Origin of the sequence: Hyphomicrobium zavarzinii ATCC 27496 (assembly GCF_000383415.1) — a bacterium.
Lineage (GTDB): Bacteria > Pseudomonadota > Alphaproteobacteria > Rhizobiales > Hyphomicrobiaceae > Hyphomicrobium_C > Hyphomicrobium_C zavarzinii.
Genome location: NZ_KB911265.1, coordinates 20,365 through 41,448, shown reverse-complemented (window position 1 = coordinate 41,448; position 21,084 = coordinate 20,365). Strand labels below are relative to the sequence as shown.

Genomic DNA, 21,084 nt, shown 5'->3' with positions numbered 1-21,084 from the left:
TGTCCCAATCTAGTGACGGAGACTTTCCGCCGATTCGGGTGGCGGGCTGAAGGCGGCAAGCTCCCGAGAACAGGGTTGATGCACAACTTGAAGCAGCCGCTCAGGCTGCGGTGGCCGTCGGGAACACGAGCGACTGATGTACGCTGGCGCCGGCCATCACGCCGTCCGCCGAGGCCAGCGTCGCATTGTGCATGGCGCGCGTGATGTCGCCGGCCGCAAAGACGCCGGGAACGCTCGTGCGTTTGGTGGCATCGGTGGTGAGGATAGGGCCGAGCGGACCGTCCTCGATGGCGCATCCCAGTCGATGCGCGATGTCGCTCTGGAAGCTGGTGCGAGGCGCCACGTAGAGCGCGGAAACCGGCACCAGCCGCCCATCCGCGAGCCGGACGCCGTCGAGACGTGGCGTCTCGCCTTCGAGCGCAGTGACGGGCGCAGGCTCGATGGTGACGCGTCGTTGAGCGAGGCTCGCGAGCGTCTCGCTGTCCGGCATCGCCCCGCCATTGAGAAAGAACGTCGTCGGCCCCCATTCGGGAATGAGTTGGGCCTGATGCGTCGAAAGCGGCATCACGCTCAGCACGCCGAGCGGCTGGCCCAGGAATTCGAAGCCATGACAGTAGGGGCAATGGATCACCGTCTTACCCCAGCGGTCCTGGACACCCGGTATGTCCGGCAACGTGTCGGCGAGCCCGAACGCGAGCACGAGCCTGCGCGAATGCAGCCGCCGCCCGTCGGCCAGCGTCACCGCGAAGCCGGTCTCTTCGGCTGCGGCAGTCACCGCTGCGCCGTCGACGAAGCGCACGCTCGGATAGGCAGAGACCTTGGCCCGCGCTGTCGCCAGCATCTCGGCGGGTGCCATTCCGTCCTGCCCGAAGAAGCCGTGCGAGGCAGCGGCGAAGCGGTTGCGCGGCGTGCCGGTGTCGATCACGCACACAGCCCGGTTCGCGCGCGCAAGCTGCATCGCGGCGGAAAGCCCCGCGAAGCTGCCGCCGACGATGATCGCGTCGCAGCGGTTCTTATCCATGAGCATGCTCCTTGTGAGTCCGGCCGTGTTTGCGGAGGCGGCGGTTGAAGTCCTTGGAAAGATCGGCCAGCGTCACCGAGGCAAGCTTGGCCTGGAACAGCGCCTCCACCTCGCGGAACGTGGTGTCGAGCGCGTGGTTCACCGCCTGCTCGACAAGGCATTGGGGATTGTCGCTGCGGTGGCCGAGCGCGACGAGAGGCGGCTCGCCGACCGCCTTGTAGATGTCGGCGAGCGTCACGGCCGCCGGATCGCACACCACGGTCCAGCCACCGCCGTGGCCCTTTGCCGAGGCGACGAAGCCCTGCTCGCGCAGCCCCGCCATTACGCGGCGGACGACCACGGGATTGGTCTCCATCATCTTCGCGAGTTGCTCGGATGTGGCAGGCCCCTTCGTGAAGAGCATGTGCAGGAGGACGTGGAGAACGCCCGAGAGTTTGCTGTCCTGTTTCATGTAACTAGTTATGTTACATGATGGCGAAAATTGCAAGAGCATGTCCCGTGGATGTGCCGCGGGAAACAGCCGTTCACGCCTCTTTGAGCGAGAAACGGCTTGTTTTCGGCGCAATTCGCAGCTATCAGCGCCGCCCATACGAATTGCCGAAAGGAGACCTCCATGCGCCGAGCCACCAACGAGACGCTGACAGCAGCCGTCCGCGGTGGCCTCATCGCGGGCATGGATACCTTCTATCTCCTGAGCAACTGCCATGGGCAATTCACTCACGGACGCGACGCCTAGCGCGCCGAGCGACGTCCGGCTTTTCACCACCGACAAATCCTGGATCGAGGGCGCGGCCCTCGAGCAACTGAACACCACGGCACGCCTTCCGGGCATGGTGCTGGCGGCTGGCTTTCCGGATCTGCATCCCGGAAAGGGCATCGCCGTCGGCGCCGCGTTCGTCTCGCGTGGCGTGTTCTATCCGGCCCTCGCAGGCAACGACATCGGCTGCGGCATGAGCTTCTGGGCGCTGGACCTTCCGGCCCGCAAGCTCAGGCTCGACCGTCTGGAGCGCAAGATCACGGGGCTCGAAACGCCCTGGGATGGCGATCTTACCCCCTGGCGAGACAAGTTTGGCATCGCGCCATCCCTCGCGGATGCAGGTCTCGGCACCATCGGCGGCGGCAACCACTTTGCCGAGCTGCAGGTGGTGGAGGAGGTCCGTGATGCGGAGGCATTCGCGGCGCTCGGACTCGACAAGGCCGACGCGGCCTTGCTGATCCACTCGGGCAGCCGCGGCCTCGGCCAGGACGTCTTCCGCGAGCTGCTGGAGCGTCACGGCGCCAACCCGCTCGAGGAGGACAGCGAGGCGGCTGCGCACTATCTCGCGCGGCATGACCACGCCATGCGCTTCGCCCGCGCCAACCGCGCGCTGATCGCGCACCGGTTCGCGGGCGAGATCGGTGCAGGTCTGCGATGCATCTCGGACGTCGCCCACAACATGGTGACGCGCGAGGACTTCGCGGGTGCTCCGGCGTGGTTCCATCGCAAGGGCGCGGCGTCCACGCGTGAGGCGCTGCAGCAGGGCGCACTCATGATCCCGGGATCGCGCGGCACGCCGAGCTATCTCGTGCGGGCGCTCGCGGGCGAAGGCGAGAAGGCAGCCTGGTCTCTCGCTCACGGGGCCGGGCGGCGCTGGCAGCGTGGCTACGCCAAGTCGCGTCTTTCGCACAAATACCGCGTGGAGGACCTTGCACGCACGGAGCTCGGCGGCCGCGTGATCTGCGAGGATCGCGAGCTGCTCTATGACGAGGCACCCCAAGCCTACAAGGACATCGCCCAGGTGATCGCCGATCTGGAGGCGGCCGGTCTCGTCACCACCGTTGCCGTCTACCGGCCGGTGCTCACCTACAAGGTGCGGAGGGCGCGCGATGAGGACTGACAGCAAGGAGCACGAGCGCATCTGGCTTCAGATCACGTCGGGACGCGGCCCCGCCGAATGCCAGCTCGCCGTCGCCAGGCTGGCGGATGTGCTGGAGAGGGAGGCCAGCAAGCAGGGGCTCGCCTGCGTGCTGCTCGACGTCGTCGAAGGCCGCGAGCGCGGCACGGCCCTCTCCGCGCTGCTCTCGCTCCAAGGGGAGGGCGCCCGCGCCTTCGCCCATCGTTCGCGCGGCAGCGTGCTTTGGATCTGCCCGTCGCTGGTCCGTCCAGGGCACAAGCGCAAGAACTGGTTCGTTGGTGTGGAGCTTCTCGCGCCGCCGGACGCAGGAGCAACGGCGCTTCGCCCCGCGGATGTGGTGTTCGAGGCCATGCGCGCGTCTGGCCCCGGCGGCCAGCACGTCAACAAGACCGAAAGCGCGGTGCGGGCCACGCACCGCCCCACCGGGCTTGTCGCAACGGCGCGCGAGGAGCGCTCTCAGGCCATGAACAAGAAGCTCGCACTCGCGCGTCTCGCGGGGCTTCTGGCGGAGGGTGCCAACGCTGCGAAGGCGGACGCCGAGCGCGACCGCTGGGCCCAGCACGATGCCCTGGAGCGCGGCCGTCCCGTTCGCACCTTCGAAGGCCCATCCTTCACGGAGCGCAAGTAGGCACATCCCTTCTCCTCATCGAAGCCGGTGGGGAGAAGGGAGCCTGGGTCAGTGAGTGCGAGTGCCGGAGTTCAGTGATTGTGTCCGCAGCCGCAGCCGCCCTGGGCGTGCTGATGGTCGTGGTCATGATCGTGCGCGTGGCCCTGGCCGCCGCAGCAGCCGCCGCCCTCGTGCGAATGGGCATGATGGTCGTGCCCATGATCATGGGAATGATCGTGCCCGCATCCGCATCCGCCGGCGTGATGGTGCGCGTTGGGGTCGACCAGCGTCGCGGCCAGCCGGCGCTCGATCGCGATCGATTGCTCGCGCGGCGCGTCGCGTGCCTCAATGGCGAGCGCCATCACCTCCGCGCCGAGACGCAGATCGTCCACCTGGCCCAGGTAGTGGCGGCGCAGACGGCCCTGACGGTCGAACACGAGCACGGTCGGCGTACCCTGGATCTCGTAGGCTTCCATCGTCTTCGGCAGGCTTTTGCCGTTGGTCTTGTCGAGCGCGATGGCGAACGGAAGCTCGTGCTCTTCCACGAATTTCTCGAGCGCTGCCTTGTTCTGCTTTTCGGTCTCTTCGAACGGGGTGTTGAGGCCGATCACCACCACCTCGTCGGGGCTGAATGCACCTGCGATGCGGGCAGCCTGCGGCAGGCCATGCTTCACGCTGCCGGGACAATGCTGCTGGAACGCCGCCACCACGACGACCTTGCCCTTTTGCTCCTTGAGCTTGAGGGGCGCCTCGGTGTTGAGCCAATGGGCTGTTTCAAGCTCGGGCGGGCTTTCGGGGTCGAACATCGACGGCAATCCTCTCTCGAAATTTGTGCGTTCATGTAGGCTGGCTGGCGCCACCATAGCCGGAAATGGGTCGAGACGTCAGTGGGGGACCGGTCGCCGCTTGAGGAATACGCCCCTGGTTGGCCCAACCACTTGAGCAAACTCAAGTTCCTTGCGTGCGGCCAATGCGGCGGCCCCGGTTGCCTTGCGGCCCGCGCCCGCCCGCGCGCTGCCGCGTGACCCGATCGTCGAAATGGATCATAGTGAGCATCTGGCTCAGACAAGACTCTTGCCAAAGGGAGCGAGCATGTTTGGGAAGGCCGCCTGTTTAAGCCTGATCGCGGGAGCGGTCCTGCTGACCACGTCTATAGGCGTGCCCCAGCTTCGCGCTCAGAGCATGATCGACATGGTCGATCTCTCCTCGCCCCAGTTCACTCAGGCCGAGATGACCCGCGCCGACATCGAGGCCGCCCTCGCCAGCCTGCCCGAGGGCGAGACGTTGAACCTCTTCGGCAAGGCCCTGAACAAGCTCGACCTCTCGGGCATGGATCTGCGCCGCGTGAATTTTCAGGCCGCGCGCCTGATGGGGGCGACCCTCGCGAAGGCGAACCTGGAGGGCGTGAACCTCGATTCGGTCTGGGCGCTCAATTCCGATTGGACCGGCGCCAATCTCAAGGGCGCGAGCCTGTTCGGAACCCAGCTCATCGGCGCAAAGCTCGATGGGGCGGATCTGACCGGCGCCCGCGTGGCGGGTGACTTCTCGAAGGCCAGCATGAAAGGCGCCAGGCTCGACGGCGCCGATCTCTCGGCCGACGAGAAGAACCAGTCCATGGGCCTCATGCGCGGCACCTTCAAAGGCACGAACCTCGAAGGCGCATCCTTGCGGAATGCCAACCTACGCCGCGCGTTGATCGAGTTCACCGACCTCAACGGCGCCGACCTCACGGGCGCCTCCCTCGCCGGCAGCGAACTTGGCGGAACGGACTTTACGGGCGCCAACGTGGACGGCGCCGATTTCGACGAAGCGGATGTGAACAACGCCCGCATCGGCGCGATGGCGAACGCTGGCAAGGCCAAGAACCTGGATCGGGCCAAGAACCTCGACCGCGCCTTCCGTAACTGAGCGATCATCCAGAGCGCCGGGGCCCCTTTAACGGGCTGTTAGCCATCCCGCCAGGAACAGCGGCGCGCAACGCAATCCTTAACTCGCACTTAGCGCAACGCCACAGACAATCCCGGCCGATGAAGTCCGGTGCAATCCAGGATGTCTCCGGTCTGGAGTGGGTGATGCGCGAGTTCGAGGTCGCAATCGTCGGCGCGGGTTTGGCGGGGTCGATCGCCGCCACGATGTTGGCGCGCGCCGGCCATTCCGTGGCGATCGTCGACCCGAACGAGACCTATCCGGACGAGTTCCGCTGCGAGAAGATCGACTTCGACCAGATCGACATCCTGAATAAGGCTGGCATCGGCTCCGCGGTCCTGGCCGCAGCCACCCACGATAGAACCGCCTGGGTTTCGCGCCTCGGCCATCTGGTCGAGAAGCGCCCGAGCGACCAGCTCGGCATCGACTACGGACGCCTCGTCAACACGATCCGCACGGAGATTCCGCCGGAGGTCACCTTCATTCGCGGCAAGGTCACCGCCGTCGCCAACGGACCCGAGACGCAAAAGGTGACGCTCGCCTCGGGCGAGATCCTCACCGCCCGGCTCGTGATCATGGCTAGCGGCTTGAACAACAGCCTGCGCCAATCCCTCGGCATGGAGCGCTGCGACTTCAAGCCGTGCTATTCCATCACCTTCGGCTTTGACCTGGAGCCGGCGGAGGGAGGCAGTTTCCCGTTCCGCGCGCTAACGTACTACGGCGAGCATCCCCGTTCCCGCGTCTCCTACATCACGCTGTTTCCCATCGGCACGCGTATGCGGGCGAACTTCTTCGTCTACCGTGACCTCGACGATCCGTGGATGCGCGAGTTCCGCGCCGCGCCCGAGGCCATGCTGAAGGCCACCATGCCCCGCCTCGAGCGCCTCACGGGACCGTTCCGCGTGGCAGGCCCGGTCAAGGTTCGCCCCATCGACTTCTACGGCACGAGCAACTATCGCCAGCCGGGCGTGGTGCTGATCGGCGATGCCTTCGGCACGGCCTGCCCCGCGACCGGAACCGGCGCGCGCAAGGCGATGATCGACGTCGAGCGCTTGTGCAACGGCTATGTCTCCACCTGGCTCACAACGCCCGGCATGGGCGTCGAGAAGATCGCCGACTTCTACGACGATGCCGCGAAAGTCCGCTCCGATCGCAAATCCCGCGCGCTCGCCGCCAGCGCCAAGGGCATGGCGACGGACACCGGGATATACTGGTGGGCGCGCCGCTGGGCGTCCGTGGCCCTGGGATTGGCCCGCTGGGCACGCAACATTGCCCGTGAGACGTGGCAGAGCGCGCTGCAGAGCTTCCACGCCGCGCAAGCGCCCGCCGGCTCCCCCAAGCCGCGCGCCTGAGCGCTTCCCGCGCTCTTACACGAGCTCGGCCGCCGGCCAGATCTGGAACACGCCGTTGCCTGTGCTGCTCATGGCCTCCACCACGGCCATGTTGTCGAAGCCCGTGAGGCGCACCTGCATGGTCTGCAAAAGCGCATGTTCCCCGTCGGCCCCCATCGGGATGGTGAGAAAGCTTCGATTGTCCCGGTCGGAGAGAACCCAGAAAAGGTCGATCTCGAATGGTCCGAGGTCGGTGGTGAGCACCGTGACGCTCGCCACGTCCGCCCAGGCAAGCGTCGAGACCTCGGCACCGTCGCGGACTGTGATGGTCTTGTCGTCGTGGGTGACGCGAACGGGGCTCGCCGTCGCGGGGCGGCGTCGAGGGGCGACCTCATGGCGTCGCAGGAACAGCCTCGAAAGCCAGTTCAGCATCGCGATTGTCCCATGACCCAGCCTCTCGGAGCCCGGCCCGCTATTCGCCCTCCACTCTCGTGAGTATCGAGCCGCGGCTCGCCTCGACAGCCGGAGGAAAGGTCGTCAGTACACTTGATTTATAGCGCGTGTGAGGACGCTTTTTGATCCTTCTCAAATCGATAGACCACGATTCACGCGGGAGATCGATAGCCGATGCGTCGCGTTGCGGTAGCGAGCGAAACAAAGCGCGGCAAACCCCGGGCTTGCACCCGAGGCGCGCTGCTGGAGCACGGTGTCGTGATTAGCCGAGGCGTTGCTCGAGCGCGGCGAGCTCGTCCGAGAGGCCGCGCGGAAGCTTGCTTCCGAAGGTGGCGAAATGCTCCCCGATCGAGGGGAGCTCCGCCTTCCAGCCGTCGCGGTCCACTTTGAGCAGCTCCGCCATCGCCTCGGGCGTGACTTTGAGGCCCTGAACGTCGAGCGCGCCTTCCGCGGGCAGTTTGCCGATCGGCGTTTCCACGGCGTCCGCCGTACCCTCGCACCGCTCGAAGATCCATTTGAGGATGCGGCTGTTCTCGCCGTAGCCGGGCCACAGGAACTTGCCTTCGGCGCTCTTCCGGAACCAGTTCACGTAGAAGATTTTCGGCATCTTGCTTCCGCCCTTCTCGCCCATGTCGAGCCAGTGCTGGAAGTAGTCGCCCATGTGGTAGCCGCAGAACGGCAGCATCGCCATCGGGTCGCGGCGAAGCTCGCCGACCGTGCCGGCGGCAGCCGCTGTTTTCTCAGATGCCATAATGGAGCCGAGGAACGTGCCGTGTTGCCAGGAGAGCGCTTCGGAGACGAGCGGCACCACCGTTGCGCGCCGTCCACCGAACAGGATGGCGTCGATCGGCACGCCCTCGGGGTCGTCCCATTCCTTGGCGATCACGGGGCACTGGGCGGCAGGCGCTGTGAAGCGCGCGTTGGGATGAGCCGCCGTGCGGCCCGCGCTGGGGGACCAGGAGCGGCGCAGCCAGTCGGTGAGGTGCGCAGGGGGCTGGCCGCCCATCTGCTCCCAATAGATGTCGTTGTCGTCCGTCAGGCCGACGTTGGTGAAGATGCAATTGGCGTCCAGCGTGCGCATCGCATTGAGGTTGCTCTCGTTGGATGTGCCGGGAGCGACGCCGAAGAAGCCGGTCTCGGGATTGATGGCCCGGAGCCGCCCGTCCTTGCCGAACTTCATCCAGCAGATGTCGTCGCCGATCGTCTCGGCCTTCCAGCCCGGAATGGTCGGGATGAGCATGGCGAGGTTGGTCTTGCCGCAGGCAGACGGGAAGGCGGCCGCGACGAACTTCGAGCGCCCGTCCGGATTGGTGAGCTTCAGGATGAGCATGTGCTCGGCCATCCAGCCCTCGTCGCGCGCCTGGGCGGAGGCGATGCGAAGAGCATGGCATTTCTTTCCGAGAAGCGCGTTTCCGCCGTAGCCGGAGCCGAACGACCAGATCTCGCGGGTCTCCGGGAAGTGGCAGATGTACTTGGTCGTATTGCAGGGCCAGGGCTCGTCGGCCCAGGTCTGCTTCTTGAGCGGAACGCCGACCGTATGCAGGCCGCGCACGAAATCGGTGCTGGAGCCGAGCGCGCCAAGCACGGCATCTCCCACGCGCGTCATGATGTGCATGTTCGCGACCGCATAGGCGCTGTCGGTCACCATGATCCCGATGCGGGCGATGGGCGAGCCCACGGGCCCCATTGAATAGGGAACCACATACATGGCCCGGCCCACCATGGCGCCGTCGAACAGGCCCTGGAGCGTGGCCTTCATTTCTGCCGGGTCCGCCCAGTTGTTGGTCGGGCCTGCGTCGTCCTTGGAGAGCGAGCAGATGAAAGTCTGGTCCTCGACCCGCGCGACGTCGGCAGGATCCGAGCGCACGATGACGGAGTTGGGTCTCTTTTCTGGATTGAGCCACTGCGCGGTGCCCGTCGCCACCATCGCGTGGAGGAGCTGCTGGTATTCGGCCTTGCTGCCGTTGCACCAGACGACGCGCTCGGGTTTGAACAGCGATCTCGCTTGGTCCACAAAGGCCAGAACCGCAGGATTTTGGGTTGCGGGTTTGACCGGTGGCATCGCGTTCATGAATAGCCCTCCGCGCGCGCAGCTCCGAAGAGCTTGCACAATCACTGAAAAAATAGGGTCTTGCTGCGGGTGCTAACTAGCACCCGCCATATTACCCCTTCAAGCGTGCGGTGGGTACTTATGCCTTCGACTTTCGGTCACGCGCCAAGGCTGCGAGACGCACGAATTCCTGCCGTGCCCCGTCTGGCGTTTCGACTTTAGTGGAAAATGGAAGCCTCAACGCTGATCCATCGCAGACAATGTCGAAGCCGCCGGGATCCACGCCCGTAAGCCGCCAGGGGCCGCTCGGCGCGCCGGCAAGCTCCGTTGCATAGAGCTCGACCGCCGCGGCGTGATCCTCGTTCATATGCGAGACGATGTCGGCGTGGGCGGCGATGAGGGGCTCGGCCCCCTTCGTATCCACGAGAATGTCATCCGGCTTGAGGTCGACGATGCGGCCGAAGCCGCCGATGAAATGCGCGCGCTCGGGGACCAGCTCGTAGAACGCGAAGTCCGGGAAATCGGCATAGGCCCGGGCATGGTCCTGGCGGGCCAGGAAGCGCTCCCGCGCCGAGGCGCGCTGCGTCTTGACCGCCCGCCCCATGACCGTCACGCGGCCCCCGGCAAGGGGGTCTCCGCTGGCGTCCGTGCCGTCGAACAGGAGGCTCGCCCGGCTATCGGACAGGAGATTTTTCGTGTGGAGAGCGAGGGTTGAGATGAAGAACAGCGGCGTACCGTCCACATCGGTTGCGATTGTCACCAGCGAGGCGTAAGGATGGCCCGTCGACGTCTCGAGAGTGGCGAGCGAAGCCTTGAGGGCGCAGCGCATCAGGACGCGCGTGGCCTCGCCTGGAGAAATCTGTGCGGCAGTTTGCTGCTGAGGGATGCCGGGGTTGGGAGCTGCCATTAGGATCTCACTTGGTTTGTTTCAGGGCCCAGGGGCCGTTCAGACTGGGTTCAGACGTCGGCACGTAGGAAGGTTCCTGCCACAATTGATCCACCTTGGGACCATAAAGCGCCATCTACGGTTTAGGGTGCCGCGAGGATAATCGGGACATGAAAGAGAAAAGCACGATTGCGCTGGTCGATGACGAGCGGAACATTCTGACCTCGCTTGGTATGGCGCTCGAGGCTGAAGGTTACAAGGTTCGGACCTATAGCGACGGAGCTTCCGCATTGGAGGCCCTCACTGAAGATCCTGCCGATCTCGGCATCTTCGACATCAAGATGCCCCGCATGGACGGGATGGAGCTTCTGCGCCGCGTCCGCCAGCAATCGGATATGCCCGTCATCTTCCTGACCTCGAAGGACGAGGAGATTGACGAGCTGTTCGGCCTGAAAATGGGCGCGGACGACTACATCGCCAAACCCTTCTCGCAGCGCCTCATCGTCGAGCGCGTGCGGGCGATTCTCCGCCGCCTTCAGCCGAAGGATGGCCAGGCCCCGGAGCCGACCGTCGCCCACATCCTGGAGCGCGGCAAGCTGAAGCTCGATCCGGAGCGCCACACCTGCCATTGGGACAACCGCCCGGTCACGCTCACCGTCACCGAGTTCCTGATCCTTCAGGCGCTCGCCCACCGCCCGGGCGTGGTGAAGACGCGCGACGCGCTGATGGACGCGGCTTACGATGATCAGGTCTACGTCGATGACCGCACGATCGACAGCCATATCAAGCGGTTGCGCAAGAAATTCAAGCAAGTCGACGACGATTTCGACGTCATCGAGACGCTTTATGGCGTAGGCTACCGCTTCAAGGAAGCGTAGCCTGGCCGGACCGCCCGAAGTGTCCGGATGCGCGTCCGGACGGGCGAGGGCTACAGGAAAAGTGGTGAACCGGGCTGATCGAGACATTCGGTCGGCAATGGAGGGTTTATGGCGCTCGAGACCGAGCGAACGCCGGCTGATGTTACCGGGCCCGAGGCCATGGTAGCCGGCGTGCGCCGGTGGATGACGTCGCTGGCTGCGCGGTCTCGCTACTTCCTGCGCAGAAAGCCCGCGCCTCCCGAGTCTCAGGCAGCCGCGACCGGGTTCGGCCGCTGGTGGCGCGCATTCCCGGTCGTACGGTTCGTCAGCGGAAGCCTTTTGCGGCGCATCCTGGTCGCCAGTCTCGCCGGTCTTGTCGTGATGATCGGCGGCATCCTTTATTTCAGCGAAAACAATGCCTGGCTGATCGACGCTAAGCGCGAGTCGCTGCGCGTTCAGGGCGAGATCATCGCTGCCGCCATCGCGGGCGATGCCCGTGTCGAGACCGGCCGCCTGATCATCCATACCGATAGCCTGCCCTCGAACGAGAAGGCCGCTCCCCCGGACGACGTGGCTTTCACCGCGCACGAGTTGTCCATCCGGCCGGAGCGCGTGGCGCCCATTCTGCGCCGTCTCATTCAGCCGACCACGCGCCGCGCCCGCGTCTACAGCCGCGACGGAACGCTGGTGATGGACTCGGCCACGCTGCTGAAGCGCGGCCAGCTTTCGCGCCACGAGCCGAAGGTGAGCGGCGACAGCAAGACCCGCACGAAGAACTTCTGGACTCGCCTCAAGTCCTGGATGCTCATGAATGAGGATCTGCCGGTTTACCGGGAGATCGGCAACGCCAACGGCACCTCCTATCCCGAGGTGAGGATGGCGCTGCAAGGCACCGCGACCGCCATGCTTCTGCTCAACGAGAAGGGCGAGCAGATCGTCTCAACCGCCGTACCGATCCAGCGCGCGTCTGTTGTGCAGGGCGTGCTGCTGATGTCGACGCCACCGGGCGAGATCGACCAGATCCTGTCCGACCAGCGTGACCAGATCTGGCTCCTGGCTGCCTTTGCGATCCTCGCGACGCTGCTGAGCGCATTGATGCTGGCCCGAACCGTTGCAGGCCCGATCCGCCGTCTCTCCGCCGCGGCCGAGCTCGTGAGCCGCAACATCAGCGCGCGCCACGAGCTGCCGGACTTCGCCCAACGCACCGACGAGGTCGGCCAGATGGCCTCAGCCTTCTCGGCCATGACCGCCGCTCTCTATCGGCGCGTGGAGGCGAGCGAAAGCTTCGCAGCCGACGTCGCGCACGAATTGAAGAACCCGCTGACCGCCGCGCGCTCGATGGCGGAATCCCTCGCCTACGCCAAGACCGAGGATCAGCGTAAGGAGGTCGTGAAGCAGATCCAGAACGAGCTGAAGCGGCTCAATCGTCTCATCACCGACGTCTCCAACGCCTCCCGCCTCGATGCGGAGCTGGCCCGCCAGCAGATGGGTCCCCTGGACGCGACCAGCGTGGTCGCCAGCGTCACCCAGATCTTCCGCGATATCCTGTCCGGCGATACGCGCCGCGTGGAGACCACCATCGTCCCCGCGCCCTTCGACGGCGCTTTCCTCGTCAACGGCCATGCGGGCCGGCTCGGTCAGGTGCTGACCAATCTTGTCGACAACGCCATCTCCTTCTCGCCCGAAGGAAAGGCCGTTTCCGTGCATGTCAGCCGTGTCGACGGCATGGTGGAGCTTTCCGTCGAGGACGAAGGTCCCGGTATTCCCGACGACCGCCTGGAGATCATCTTCGACCGCTTCTACACGGACCGCCCCGACACCGAGGCGACCCGTGGCAAGAACTCGGGCCTCGGCCTCTCGATCTCACGTGAGATCATCCGCGCCCACGGCGGCGAGATCTACGCGGAGAATGTGAAGGGTGACGGCAAGAAGCGTGGCGGGCGTTTCGTCGTGCGGCTTCCGGGACTTCTGAGCTCGGCCCGCGCTGGCGTCACGAGCGGCCGGCGTGCGGGAGCGGATCGGTATCATGAGCCAATCCGAGAGCGCGGCTGATCTCGTCCACGCGACGGCGGTGGCCTTGGGCGGCAAGGCTGCGCTGATCCGCGGCCCGTCGGGATCCGGAAAATCGGACCTCGCCCTGCGCGCCATCGCGACGCCCCGGCTCGCGCATCTCACCCACCGTGTCGAGCTTCTCTCCGACGATCAGGTGCGTCTGGTCTCTACCCCGGGCGGTATCGAGGTCACCCCGCCACCCACGATTGCCGGTAAAATCGAGGTTCGGGGCCTCGGCATCGTGCAGCTTCCGTATTGCCCTTCGGCGTTGCTGGCGCTGGTCGTGGATCTCGTCCCCGCGGCCGAGGTCCCTCGCTATCCGCTGGAGGAGAGGCGGGAGACCTTTTTCGGCCTGTCTGTGCCCGTCGTGCGCCTCGCGGCGTTCGAACCCTCTGCTCCTCTCAAGCTGGTTCTGGCTCTCGATGCGGCCCCGGCGATATTAACTCCCCCGTGAGTGTGAGCAGGAAACCCCTTGCTTTGCCCGCGAACCCCTGTAAGTCTCCGGCCCGCCGTACAAGACGGGGCGGCGGCTGCCGCAAGCATCATGACACCACGGAGATTGTCGTGACGCCAAGGAGACTTAGGGGACGCCCCCGACATCGGGCCAGCGCTCGGCATATGCGAACTCGAAACAATTTCGGCACAGCTCGATGATCGGACTCGTGATCGTCACCCATGGTGGCTTGGCAGTCGAATTCCGGGCGGCACTCGAACACATCGTCGGGCCTCAAACCCAGCTCGAGACCATCTCGATCGGTCCCGAGGACGACATGGAAGCGCGCCGCAGCGAGATCCTGGAAGCGGTCCGCCGCACGGAAACCGGGTCCGGCGTCATCATCCTCACCGACATGTTCGGAGGCACCCCGTCCAACCTTGCCATCTCCGTCATGGACGAGGCCAAGGTGGAGATCATTGCCGGCATCAATCTGCCGATCCTGGTGAAGCTTGCCGGGCTGCGCGAGGAGGTGCCGCTGGACGAGGCGGTAACTCTGGCCCGCGAAGCAGGGCGCAAGTACATTAAGGTCGCCAGTCAGGAATTGTCGGGCGAGCAATAGAGTGTGACGGGACGCGCGAATGCCCGAGATCCGAGACAGCAAGCGTCCCGAGGCCGTCGTTACGGTCGTGAACCGCAAGGGCCTGCACGCCCGCGCGTCCGCCAAGTTCGTGAAACTCGCCGAGAACTATGAAGCGGCTGTCACCGTCACGCGCGACGGACAGACCGTGGGCGGCACATCCATCATGGGCCTCATGATGCTCGCCGCTGGCCCCGGCTCGACGCTGTACATCACCGCCGAGGGTGCGGAAGGCCCCGAAGCGCTGGAAGCCCTCGTCAATCTGGTGGAAACCGGCTTCGGCGAGGAACTGGCCGAGGAAGACTGATCGCGGCGCTTGCGTCCCGCAAGGCGCGGTGCCTCTGCCGAACGTGGCCACTCCCGTACCCAGAGCCGACCTGTGACAAAGTCAGGCCTGCCACGGACCTAGGACGGCGTCGTCCTTCCACTCCTTGACCTCCCCTCGTCATCGCAACCCGCCTGCCGCCAATGCGGCACGCGTGACTGGATCCCGGCCTCCGCCGGGATGACGTTGGAATTTGTTGCACCGGATTGACTACCCTCTCATCCGTCACCCCGACGAAGGTCGGGGTCCAGACACATTGAAGCCGAAACGAGAATGGGGTCTGTGGCCCAGGGTTTGGTGGAAAACGGGCCTCCGCAGAACGCATGCGGGAATTTGGGTGACGAGCGCTCGCCGTCCTTCGCGGTCATGGCGGAACCATGCTTCGCAGGGACGGTCGGGGTCCAGATTCGTCTGCCGCATGCCGCGCAGGCGGGTGGCTGCCAAAGGAGTGAAGCGGTGGCTTCCTTTCGACGTCATCCCGGCGGAGGCCGGGATCCAGACACGCCAGGATTGAAACGCCTAAGGCGCTGCACCCGGTGGGCTAAAACCGGCCCTTTGCCGAAATCCATGGCCGGTCCCCTCTAAGGCATCCCGTCGCGGGGACATAAGGACTTGTTTATATCTTATTGCGAGGAGCGGACGGCGCGGCTATAGGAGGGCGGACTTTCGGCCCGATGAGCCATTGGTCTCTCGGGAAACGCTCGAAAAAGGGACCCCCATGACCGCCTCCAAGGACTACATCGTCAAGGACATCTCGCTCGCAGCCTTCGGCCGCAAGGAGATCGAGCTTGCGGAAACGGAAATGCCGGGCCTGATGGCGATCCGCGCCGAGTACGGCCCCAAGCAGCCGCTCAAGGGCGCGCGCATCGCGGGCTCGCTCCACATGACCATCCAGACCGCGGTTCTGATCGAGACGCTGAAGGCCCTCGGCGCCGACGTGCGCTGGGTCTCCTGCAACATCTTCTCGACGCAGGACCACGCCGCGGCCGCCATCGCGGCGGCCGGCACGCCGGTGTTCGCCTACAAGGGCGAGACGCTGGTCGAGTACTGGGACTACACCGCCCGCCTCTTCGACTGGCACGGCGGTGGGGTTCCCAACATGATCCTCGATGACGGCGGCGATGCCACCATGCTCGTCCACCACGGCCTGCGCGCCGAGAACGGCGACACCGCCTTCCTCGACAAGCCGGGCTCCGAGGAGGAAGAGATCTTCTTCGCCCTCATCAAGCGCCTGCTCAAGGAGAAGCCCTCGGGCTGGTTCGCTCACGTGGCGACCTCCATCCGCGGCGTGTCCGAGGAGACCACCACCGGCGTTCACCGCCTCTACAAGCTCGCTGAGCAGAACCAGCTCCTGTTCCCGGCCATCAACGTCAACGACAGCGTCACCAAGTCGAAGTTCGACAATCTCTACGGCTGCCGCGAATCTCTCGTCGATGCCATCCGCCGCGCAACCGACGTGATGCTGGCCGGCAAGGTCGCTTTCGTCGCGGGCTTCGGCGACGTCGGCAAGGGCTCGGCCGCTTCGCTCCGCCAGGCCGGCGCGCGCGTCATCGTCTCCGAGATCGATCCGATCTGCGCTCTGCAGGCATCGATGGAAGGCTACGAGGTCGCGACCATCGAGGACGTGTTCAGCCGCGCCGACATCTACGTCACGGCCACCGGCAACAAGGACATCATCACCGTCGAGCACATGCGGCAGATGAAGGATCGCGCCATCGTCTGCAACATCGGCCACTTCGACAACGAGATCCAGGTTGCGGGCCTCAAGAACTTCAAGTGGACCAACATCAAGCCGCAGGTGGACGAGATCGAGTTCCCCTCGGGCAACCGCATCATCCTGTTGTCTGAAGGCCGCCTCGTGAACCTCGGCAACGCCATGGGGCATCCGTCGTTCGTCATGTCGTCGTCGTTCTCGAACCAGACGCTGGCGCAGATCGACCTCTGGGCCAACCCCGGCAAGTACGAGAAGAAGGTCTACACGCTGCCGAAGGTGCTGGACGAGAAGGTCGCCGCCCTCCACCTCGAGAAGCTCGGCGTGAAGCTCACCAAGCTGCGTCCTGAGCAGGCGGACTACATCGGCGTGCCGGTCGAAGGCCCCTACAAGGCGGATCACTATCGCTACTGATCGCAGAAGCGATCCGATAACGAACGAAACCCGCGGGCGCTGCCGCTCGCGGGTTTTTCTTTTTTGTGATGCAGCGAATCAGGCGGAGGGCATAGCCGCGCCCCGCAACGGCTCTTTTGGCCGCCACGCTGTGCCCTGGATGGGCTGGCATCGGCCCCCGAAGCTCCTCATACTTCGGAAGCGATTCGCAGCGTCCTTTTCCGGCGCCGCGGCCTCATGGCCTGAAAAACCCCGAGATCGATGCCAACCAAGAGCCCCACGCCAGAGCGGCAGAACACCAGGGTCGAGCTCATCATGCTCATCCTGGCGAGCCTCGCCTGCGTGACCGTGCTGACGGCTACGCTCGCCTCCGGCCGCCGGATGATGGAGGAAGGCGGCCTGCCGGGTGGCCCGTGGATTTTGGCCGCGCTGGTGGCGGCAGGTGCGGCGGGCGCGCTGTATCTGCTCTACCAGACCATCACGAGCCTGCGCCGCCAGACCGGCCGCGCCCAGGACGAAGCCCGCGACCTGCGCCGCGCGCTCGCCGCCGCCGAGGCGTTGATCAAGGCCGAGCCGCAGGTTCTCATGCACTGGGAGCAGGGTAAGGGCTTCTCCGTCGTCACCAACACGCTCGCGGGCGTACCGGGGCTTCCGGCCAATTCGGTGGAGCTCGTGCGTTTCAACTTCTGGCTCGACCAGAAGAGCACCGCGGCGCTCAAGTCCGCGCTCGACGGTCTGCTTGCCGAAGGGCGTGCCTTCAATCTCATTCTGAAGACCGCAGCCGGTGGTCACGTGGAAGCGGACGGGCGCGCTGCGGGCGGCCGCGCGGTGTTGCGCTTCAAGGACGTCGCCGGCTACAAGCGCGATCTCTCCGTCATTCTCGATCAGCACATGCGTCTCGCGCGTGACGTGCGCTCGAGCCGCGCGCTTCTGAGCGCGCTGCCCCACCCTGCCTGGCTGCACGACGCGAGCGGGCGGCTGACCTGGGTCAACAGCGCCTACGTGAAGGCCGTGGACGCGGAGAACGAGACCGAGGTCATCGACAGCCAGATCGAGCTGCTCGAATCCCGCCAGCGCAAGGCCGTGTCGCGCGTTCTGAAAACCGGCCAGACCTTCAAGGAGCGCATGCCGCTCGTCGTCGGCTCCGAGCGCAAGACGCACGAGGTCACGGTTCTGCCGCTCGGCGATGCCACCGCCGGCGCCGCCATCGACGTCGCCGATCTCGAAACCGCGAAGGGCGAGCTGGATCGCCAGATCGCCGCATACGACCGCACGCTGGATCGCGTGGCGACGGCGGTTGCCATTTTCAACTCCGAGCAGAAGCTCACGTTCTTCAACGCGGCGTATCAGAAGCTCTGGCGGCTCGATGCCGATTGGCTGGCGACCAACCCGCGCGACGGAACCGTGCTCGACCGGCTGCGTGAGCTCGGCCGCTTGCCCGAGGTGGTGAATTACCGCGAATGGAAGTCCAAGGTCCTCAAGTGCTACAAGGAGGACACCGAGCACGAGGACTGGTGGCATCTGCCCGACGGCCGCGATCTCCATGTCATGGCCGCACAACGACCGGATGGCGGCGTCACCTACCTCTATCAAGACGAGACCGAGCGCATCGCGCTCGAGAGCCGGTATAACGCGCTCATCAGCGTGCAGACCGAGACGCTGAACAGCCTCAAGGAAGGCGTCGCGGTGTTCGCCACCGACGGCCGCCTGTCGCTTTTCAACTCGGCCTTTGCCTCGATCTGGAAGCTTTCGCGCCCCCAGCTTGCCGAAAGCCCGCACATCGATGAGTTCATCCGCGTCACGCAGGTGCTCTATGGCGAGATGGCCACGTGGTCGGAGATCAGCCGCTCAGTGACCTCGTTCGAGCAGCGTGAGCCGCTCGAAGGCCAGATGGTGCGCCCCGACAGCAGCGTGATCGACTACGCGGTGACGCCGCTGCCGGATGGCGGCACGCTGCTCACCTTCGTCGACGTGACGGATTCGAAACGCTACGAGCGTGCCCTCATCGAGCGCAACGAAGCACTCGTGACCGCCGACAAGCTGAAGAACCAGTTCATCGGCCACATCTCCTACGAGCTGCGCACGCCACTGACCAACATCATCGGCTTCAGCGAGCTGTTGGCCAATCCGATCTTCGGCTCCCTCACGCCGCGTCAGCGTGAATATCTCGATGACATCGCCTTCTCGTCCAAAACGCTGCTCGCCATCATCGACGACATCCTCGATCTCGCCACCATCGATGCCGGTGGGCTGGAGCTGAAGCTCGACGCCGTGAACGTGCGAGCGGTGATCGATCTCGCCATCAACGGCGTCCGCGAGCGCGCAGCCCGCGCCCGCCTCACGCTCGACATCGCCATCGCGGACGATGCGGTCACCTTCACCGCCGACGAGCAGCGCGTGCGCCAGGTGCTCTACAACCTGCTGTCCAACGCCGTCGGGTTCTCGAAGCCCGAAGGGGTCATCCACCTCTCCTGCTGGCGGGAGGATGGCGCCATGGTGTTCTCGGTGGAAGATCAGGGCGTTGGCATCCCCAAGGAGCAGCAGCGGCGCATTTTCGAGCGCTTCGAGAGCCGCAGCCAGGGCTCCAAGCACCGTGGGGCAGGGCTCGGCCTCTCCATCGTCAAGAGCCTGGTGGACCTCCACGGGGGCGACATGATGCTCGACAGCGAGCCTGGAAGAGGAACCAAGGTCACGGTACGGTTCCCGGAACGTGGTCTTGAGCAGAACCGGAATGCCCCCGCAAACGCCACCCTCGACACAGCGCGCCCCGATCCAGCACGATTGGCGCGTAATTGACGCCGACGAAGCAGCCGTCGCGCGCTTGGCAGAACGCATCGCGCTGAAGCTCGCCCGCGGCGACCTCGTGACCCTCTCGGGAGACCTGGGGGCCGGAAAAACCACCTTTGCCCGTGCCCTCATTCGCGCCGTTCTGGCGGATGCGGAAGCGGAAATTCCGAGCCCGACCTTTTCTCTCGTACAGACTTATGCCTCGCCGCGCGTCGAACTCGCTCATCTCGATCTCTACCGCCTCTCGGGCGAGGACGAGCTGATCGAGCTCGGCTTCGACGAGTATGTCGCCAACGGCGCCGCGCTGGTGGAATGGCCGGAGCGCGCCCCGAGCCTGCGCCACGACAACAGGCTCGACATTCACCTGGAGCAAGGAACTGAGTCCGACCAGCGGACGGTGACCTTCAAGGCTAAGGGAACGTGGAGCGTGAGGCTCGCCCGCGTCGCCGCCATGGGTGATTTTCTAAGCCGGTCGCGTCCCTGGGCCGAGGCCCGCGCGGCCTACCTTCAAGGCGACGCGTCCGCTCGCGCCTATGCGCGCCTGACTCTGAATGGCAGGAAAGCCATCCTGATGGATCAGCCGCGCCAGCCCGATGGTCCGCCGATCCGCGACGGCTTGCCCTATAGCCGCATCGCGCGCCTGGCGGAGGATGTCCGCCCCTTCGTGGCCGTGGCGTCCGCGCTCCGCCAATCGGGCCTCAGTGCGCCGGAGATCTACGCCGCCGATATGGACACCGGTTTTCTGCTGCTCGAGGATTTCGGGGATCGCGTGTTCGGCGCCGAGATCGCAAACGGCACGGCGTCTCAGGCCGAGCTTTGGCGCACGGCGACAGATGCGCTGCTCGTGCTGAGCACATTGCCGGTGCCGGACGAGATCGAGCTGCCGGGCGGCGGCGTGCATCGCGTCCCGCCCCAGGATCGCGGCGTGCTCGAAATCGAGGTGGAGCTGCTGCCTGATTGGTATTGGCGCGCGATCCATGCAGGACCGATCCCCCCCGAGATACGCCAGGAGTTCCTGGCGGCCTGGGATAGCGTGTTCGCGCGCTTGGCGTCGGAGCCGAAAGGCTGGGTGCTGCGCGACTATCACTCGCCCAATCTCGTGTGGCTGCCGGATCGCGAAGGCTACAAGCGCGCGGGGCTCCTCGACTTCCAGGACGCGCTCGCGGGCTCGCTCGCCTACGACCTCGTCTCGTTGCTGCAGGATGCGCGCCTCGATGTGCCCGCCGATCTCGAGACCGAGCTGCTGTCCTACTATCTGCGCATGCGCTCGGCTGTCGACCCGGCTTTCGACCGGGAGGCGTTCCGCTTCGCCTATGCGGCGCTCGGCGTCCAGCGAAACACCAAGATCCTGGGAATTTTCGCGCGTCTCGCCATGCGGGACGGCAAGCAAGCGTATTTGCGTCACATACCTCGCATATGGCGCTATCTGGAGCGCGGCTTGGCTCATCCCGAGCTTGCGGCTCTCAAGGGCTGGTTCGATCGTCATGTCCCGGCCTCCACCCGTAATGAGCCTCCGAACATCTGACGAGATGCCCATGAGCGCCTACCTCGCGCGCCCGAAGCCGACAGCGTGCCGCAACCATGTCTGGACCCCGGCCATCCATGCGAAGCATGGCTCTGCCACGACCGCCGGGATGACGGGTGTATATCGGCGAAGGCTCGCCCCATCTCTGACGTCACCCCGACGGAGGTCGGGGTCCAGACACGGTTGCGGATT

General features: G+C 65.4%; 19 protein-coding genes. 13 read left to right on the top strand and 6 right to left on the bottom strand.

All coding sequences use genetic code 11. From position 1 onward, the window contains the following. Window positions 1–100: 100 nt before the first annotated feature. Together F812_RS0121155 and F812_RS0121150 are read right to left on the bottom strand one after the other, a co-directional pair. Window positions 101–1,021 carry an NAD(P)/FAD-dependent oxidoreductase gene (locus F812_RS0121155; RefSeq protein WP_020087987.1) on the bottom strand — a complete coding sequence of 307 codons (921 nt, stop codon included), beginning with the start codon at window positions 1,019–1,021 and terminating at the stop codon, window positions 101–103. After that, the gene (locus F812_RS0121150; protein ID WP_020087986.1) at window positions 1,014–1,472 is read right to left on the bottom strand and encodes an Rrf2 family transcriptional regulator; all 459 of its coding nucleotides are present in this window, start codon (window positions 1,470–1,472) and stop codon (window positions 1,014–1,016) included. Before F812_RS0121150 ends, F812_RS0121155 begins: the two co-directional genes overlap by 8 nt. Before the next feature lie 162 nt (window positions 1,473–1,634). Between F812_RS0121150 and F812_RS27195 the strand changes: the two genes are divergently transcribed. The 3 genes from F812_RS27195 to prfH are packed head-to-tail and all read left to right on the top strand — an operon-like array spanning window position 1,635 to window position 3,544. After that, complete coding sequence (locus F812_RS27195; RefSeq protein WP_280647637.1) at window positions 1,635–1,757, top strand: hypothetical protein; 123 nt, start codon at window positions 1,635–1,637, stop codon at window positions 1,755–1,757. Beyond that, window positions 1,726–2,898: an RNA ligase RtcB family protein gene (locus tag F812_RS0121140; protein ID WP_020087984.1), complete on the top strand. Its 1,173-nt coding sequence runs from the start codon at window positions 1,726–1,728 to the stop codon at window positions 2,896–2,898. The genes F812_RS27195 and F812_RS0121140 overlap by 32 nt, the downstream gene beginning before the upstream one ends. Continuing rightward, the gene (gene prfH / locus F812_RS0121135; protein ID WP_020087983.1) at window positions 2,888–3,544 is read left to right on the top strand and encodes a peptide chain release factor H; all 657 of its coding nucleotides are present in this window, start codon (window positions 2,888–2,890) and stop codon (window positions 3,542–3,544) included. Before F812_RS0121140 ends, prfH begins: the two co-directional genes overlap by 11 nt. A gap of 71 nt (window positions 3,545–3,615) precedes the next feature. On the opposite strand, the gene F812_RS0121130 is transcribed toward prfH, so the two are convergent. Beyond that, window positions 3,616–4,329 (bottom strand): peroxiredoxin family protein, encoded by a 714-nt coding sequence (locus tag F812_RS0121130; protein ID WP_020087982.1) that lies wholly within the window; start codon window positions 4,327–4,329, stop codon window positions 3,616–3,618. Between the two features lie 286 nt (window positions 4,330–4,615). On the opposite strand from F812_RS0121130, the gene F812_RS0121125 reads away from it, so the two are divergent. Beyond that, complete coding sequence (locus tag F812_RS0121125) at window positions 4,616–5,431, top strand: pentapeptide repeat-containing protein (RefSeq protein WP_020087981.1); 816 nt, start codon at window positions 4,616–4,618, stop codon at window positions 5,429–5,431. Window positions 5,432–5,550: 119 nt separating this feature from the next. Further along, window positions 5,551–6,801 (top strand): FAD-dependent oxidoreductase, encoded by a 1,251-nt coding sequence (locus F812_RS0121120; protein ID WP_020087980.1) that lies wholly within the window; start codon window positions 5,551–5,553, stop codon window positions 6,799–6,801. Window positions 6,802–6,816: 15 nt separating this feature from the next. Here the strand turns inward: F812_RS0121120 and F812_RS25800 are convergent, their stop codons facing one another. The 3 genes from F812_RS25800 to F812_RS0121105 form a co-directional block, all read right to left on the bottom strand. Continuing rightward, complete coding sequence (locus F812_RS25800) at window positions 6,817–7,212, bottom strand: hypothetical protein (RefSeq protein WP_020087979.1); 396 nt, start codon at window positions 7,210–7,212, stop codon at window positions 6,817–6,819. 283 nt (window positions 7,213–7,495) lie between these two features. Continuing rightward, window positions 7,496–9,304: a phosphoenolpyruvate carboxykinase (GTP) gene (locus F812_RS0121110; RefSeq protein WP_020087978.1), complete on the bottom strand. Its 1,809-nt coding sequence runs from the start codon at window positions 9,302–9,304 to the stop codon at window positions 7,496–7,498. 118 nt (window positions 9,305–9,422) lie between these two features. Further along, window positions 9,423–10,190 (bottom strand): HugZ family pyridoxamine 5'-phosphate oxidase, encoded by a 768-nt coding sequence (locus F812_RS0121105; RefSeq protein WP_020087977.1) that lies wholly within the window; start codon window positions 10,188–10,190, stop codon window positions 9,423–9,425. Window positions 10,191–10,339: 149 nt separating this feature from the next. On the opposite strand from F812_RS0121105, the gene F812_RS0121100 reads away from it, so the two are divergent. From F812_RS0121100 to tsaE, 8 genes are all read left to right on the top strand, one after another. Continuing rightward, window positions 10,340–11,047, top strand: a complete 708-nt coding sequence (locus tag F812_RS0121100) for a response regulator transcription factor (protein WP_020087976.1) — start codon at window positions 10,340–10,342, stop codon at window positions 11,045–11,047. A 108-nt stretch (window positions 11,048–11,155) separates the two neighbouring features. Then, window positions 11,156–13,078 (top strand): stimulus-sensing domain-containing protein, encoded by a 1,923-nt coding sequence (locus F812_RS24960; RefSeq protein WP_020087975.1) that lies wholly within the window; start codon window positions 11,156–11,158, stop codon window positions 13,076–13,078. Continuing rightward, window positions 13,053–13,532, top strand: coding sequence for an HPr kinase/phosphorylase (locus tag F812_RS0121090; RefSeq protein WP_020087974.1), 480 nt, complete (start codon window positions 13,053–13,055; stop codon window positions 13,530–13,532). The genes F812_RS24960 and F812_RS0121090 overlap by 26 nt, the downstream gene beginning before the upstream one ends. Window positions 13,533–13,728: 196 nt before the next feature. Then, window positions 13,729–14,133, top strand: coding sequence for a PTS sugar transporter subunit IIA (locus F812_RS0121085; protein WP_020087973.1), 405 nt, complete (start codon window positions 13,729–13,731; stop codon window positions 14,131–14,133). A gap of 19 nt (window positions 14,134–14,152) precedes the next feature. Then, a complete protein-coding gene (locus tag F812_RS0121080; RefSeq protein WP_020087972.1) occupies window positions 14,153–14,458 on the top strand; it encodes an HPr family phosphocarrier protein in 306 nt (101 codons plus the stop codon). Window positions 14,459–15,194: 736 nt separating this feature from the next. Beyond that, the gene (gene ahcY, locus F812_RS0121075; RefSeq protein ID WP_020087971.1) at window positions 15,195–16,601 is read left to right on the top strand and encodes an adenosylhomocysteinase; all 1,407 of its coding nucleotides are present in this window, start codon (window positions 15,195–15,197) and stop codon (window positions 16,599–16,601) included. 240 nt (window positions 16,602–16,841) lie between these two features. Next, entirely contained in the window at window positions 16,842–19,376 is a 2,535-nt protein-coding gene (locus F812_RS0121070; protein WP_020087970.1) for a sensor histidine kinase, read from the top strand. After that, entirely contained in the window at window positions 19,297–20,892 is a 1,596-nt protein-coding gene (gene tsaE, locus F812_RS0121065; RefSeq protein ID WP_245257740.1) for a tRNA (adenosine(37)-N6)-threonylcarbamoyltransferase complex ATPase subunit type 1 TsaE, read from the top strand. Before F812_RS0121070 ends, tsaE begins: the two co-directional genes overlap by 80 nt. Window positions 20,893–21,084 lie beyond the last annotated feature (192 nt).

What these genes read in the sequence shown, in the direction of transcription:
- F812_RS0121155 (WP_020087987.1), bottom strand. Translation starts at nt 1,021, where the DNA reads ATGGATAAGAACCGCTGCGACGCGATCATCGTCGGCGGCAGCTTCGCG.
- F812_RS0121150 (WP_020087986.1), bottom strand. Translation starts at nt 1,472, where the DNA reads ATGAAACAGGACAGCAAACTCTCGGGCGTTCTCCACGTCCTCCTGCAC.
- F812_RS27195 (WP_280647637.1), top strand. Translation starts at nt 1,635, where the DNA reads ATGCGCCGAGCCACCAACGAGACGCTGACAGCAGCCGTCCGCGGTGGC.
- F812_RS0121140 (WP_020087984.1), top strand. Translation starts at nt 1,726, where the DNA reads ATGGGCAATTCACTCACGGACGCGACGCCTAGCGCGCCGAGCGACGTC.
- prfH (WP_020087983.1), top strand. Translation starts at nt 2,888, where the DNA reads ATGAGGACTGACAGCAAGGAGCACGAGCGCATCTGGCTTCAGATCACG.
- F812_RS0121130 (WP_020087982.1), bottom strand. Translation starts at nt 4,329, where the DNA reads ATGTTCGACCCCGAAAGCCCGCCCGAGCTTGAAACAGCCCATTGGCTC.
- F812_RS0121125 (WP_020087981.1), top strand. Translation starts at nt 4,616, where the DNA reads ATGTTTGGGAAGGCCGCCTGTTTAAGCCTGATCGCGGGAGCGGTCCTG.
- F812_RS0121120 (WP_020087980.1), top strand. Translation starts at nt 5,551, where the DNA reads ATGAAGTCCGGTGCAATCCAGGATGTCTCCGGTCTGGAGTGGGTGATG.
- F812_RS25800 (WP_020087979.1), bottom strand. Translation starts at nt 7,212, where the DNA reads ATGCTGAACTGGCTTTCGAGGCTGTTCCTGCGACGCCATGAGGTCGCC.
- F812_RS0121110 (WP_020087978.1), bottom strand. Translation starts at nt 9,304, where the DNA reads ATGAACGCGATGCCACCGGTCAAACCCGCAACCCAAAATCCTGCGGTT.
- F812_RS0121105 (WP_020087977.1), bottom strand. Translation starts at nt 10,190, where the DNA reads ATGGCAGCTCCCAACCCCGGCATCCCTCAGCAGCAAACTGCCGCACAG.
- F812_RS0121100 (WP_020087976.1), top strand. Translation starts at nt 10,340, where the DNA reads ATGAAAGAGAAAAGCACGATTGCGCTGGTCGATGACGAGCGGAACATT.
- F812_RS24960 (WP_020087975.1), top strand. Translation starts at nt 11,156, where the DNA reads ATGGCGCTCGAGACCGAGCGAACGCCGGCTGATGTTACCGGGCCCGAG.
- F812_RS0121090 (WP_020087974.1), top strand. Translation starts at nt 13,053, where the DNA reads ATGAGCCAATCCGAGAGCGCGGCTGATCTCGTCCACGCGACGGCGGTG.
- F812_RS0121085 (WP_020087973.1), top strand. Translation starts at nt 13,729, where the DNA reads ATGATCGGACTCGTGATCGTCACCCATGGTGGCTTGGCAGTCGAATTC.
- F812_RS0121080 (WP_020087972.1), top strand. Translation starts at nt 14,153, where the DNA reads ATGCCCGAGATCCGAGACAGCAAGCGTCCCGAGGCCGTCGTTACGGTC.
- ahcY (WP_020087971.1), top strand. Translation starts at nt 15,195, where the DNA reads ATGACCGCCTCCAAGGACTACATCGTCAAGGACATCTCGCTCGCAGCC.
- F812_RS0121070 (WP_020087970.1), top strand. Translation starts at nt 16,842, where the DNA reads ATGCCAACCAAGAGCCCCACGCCAGAGCGGCAGAACACCAGGGTCGAG.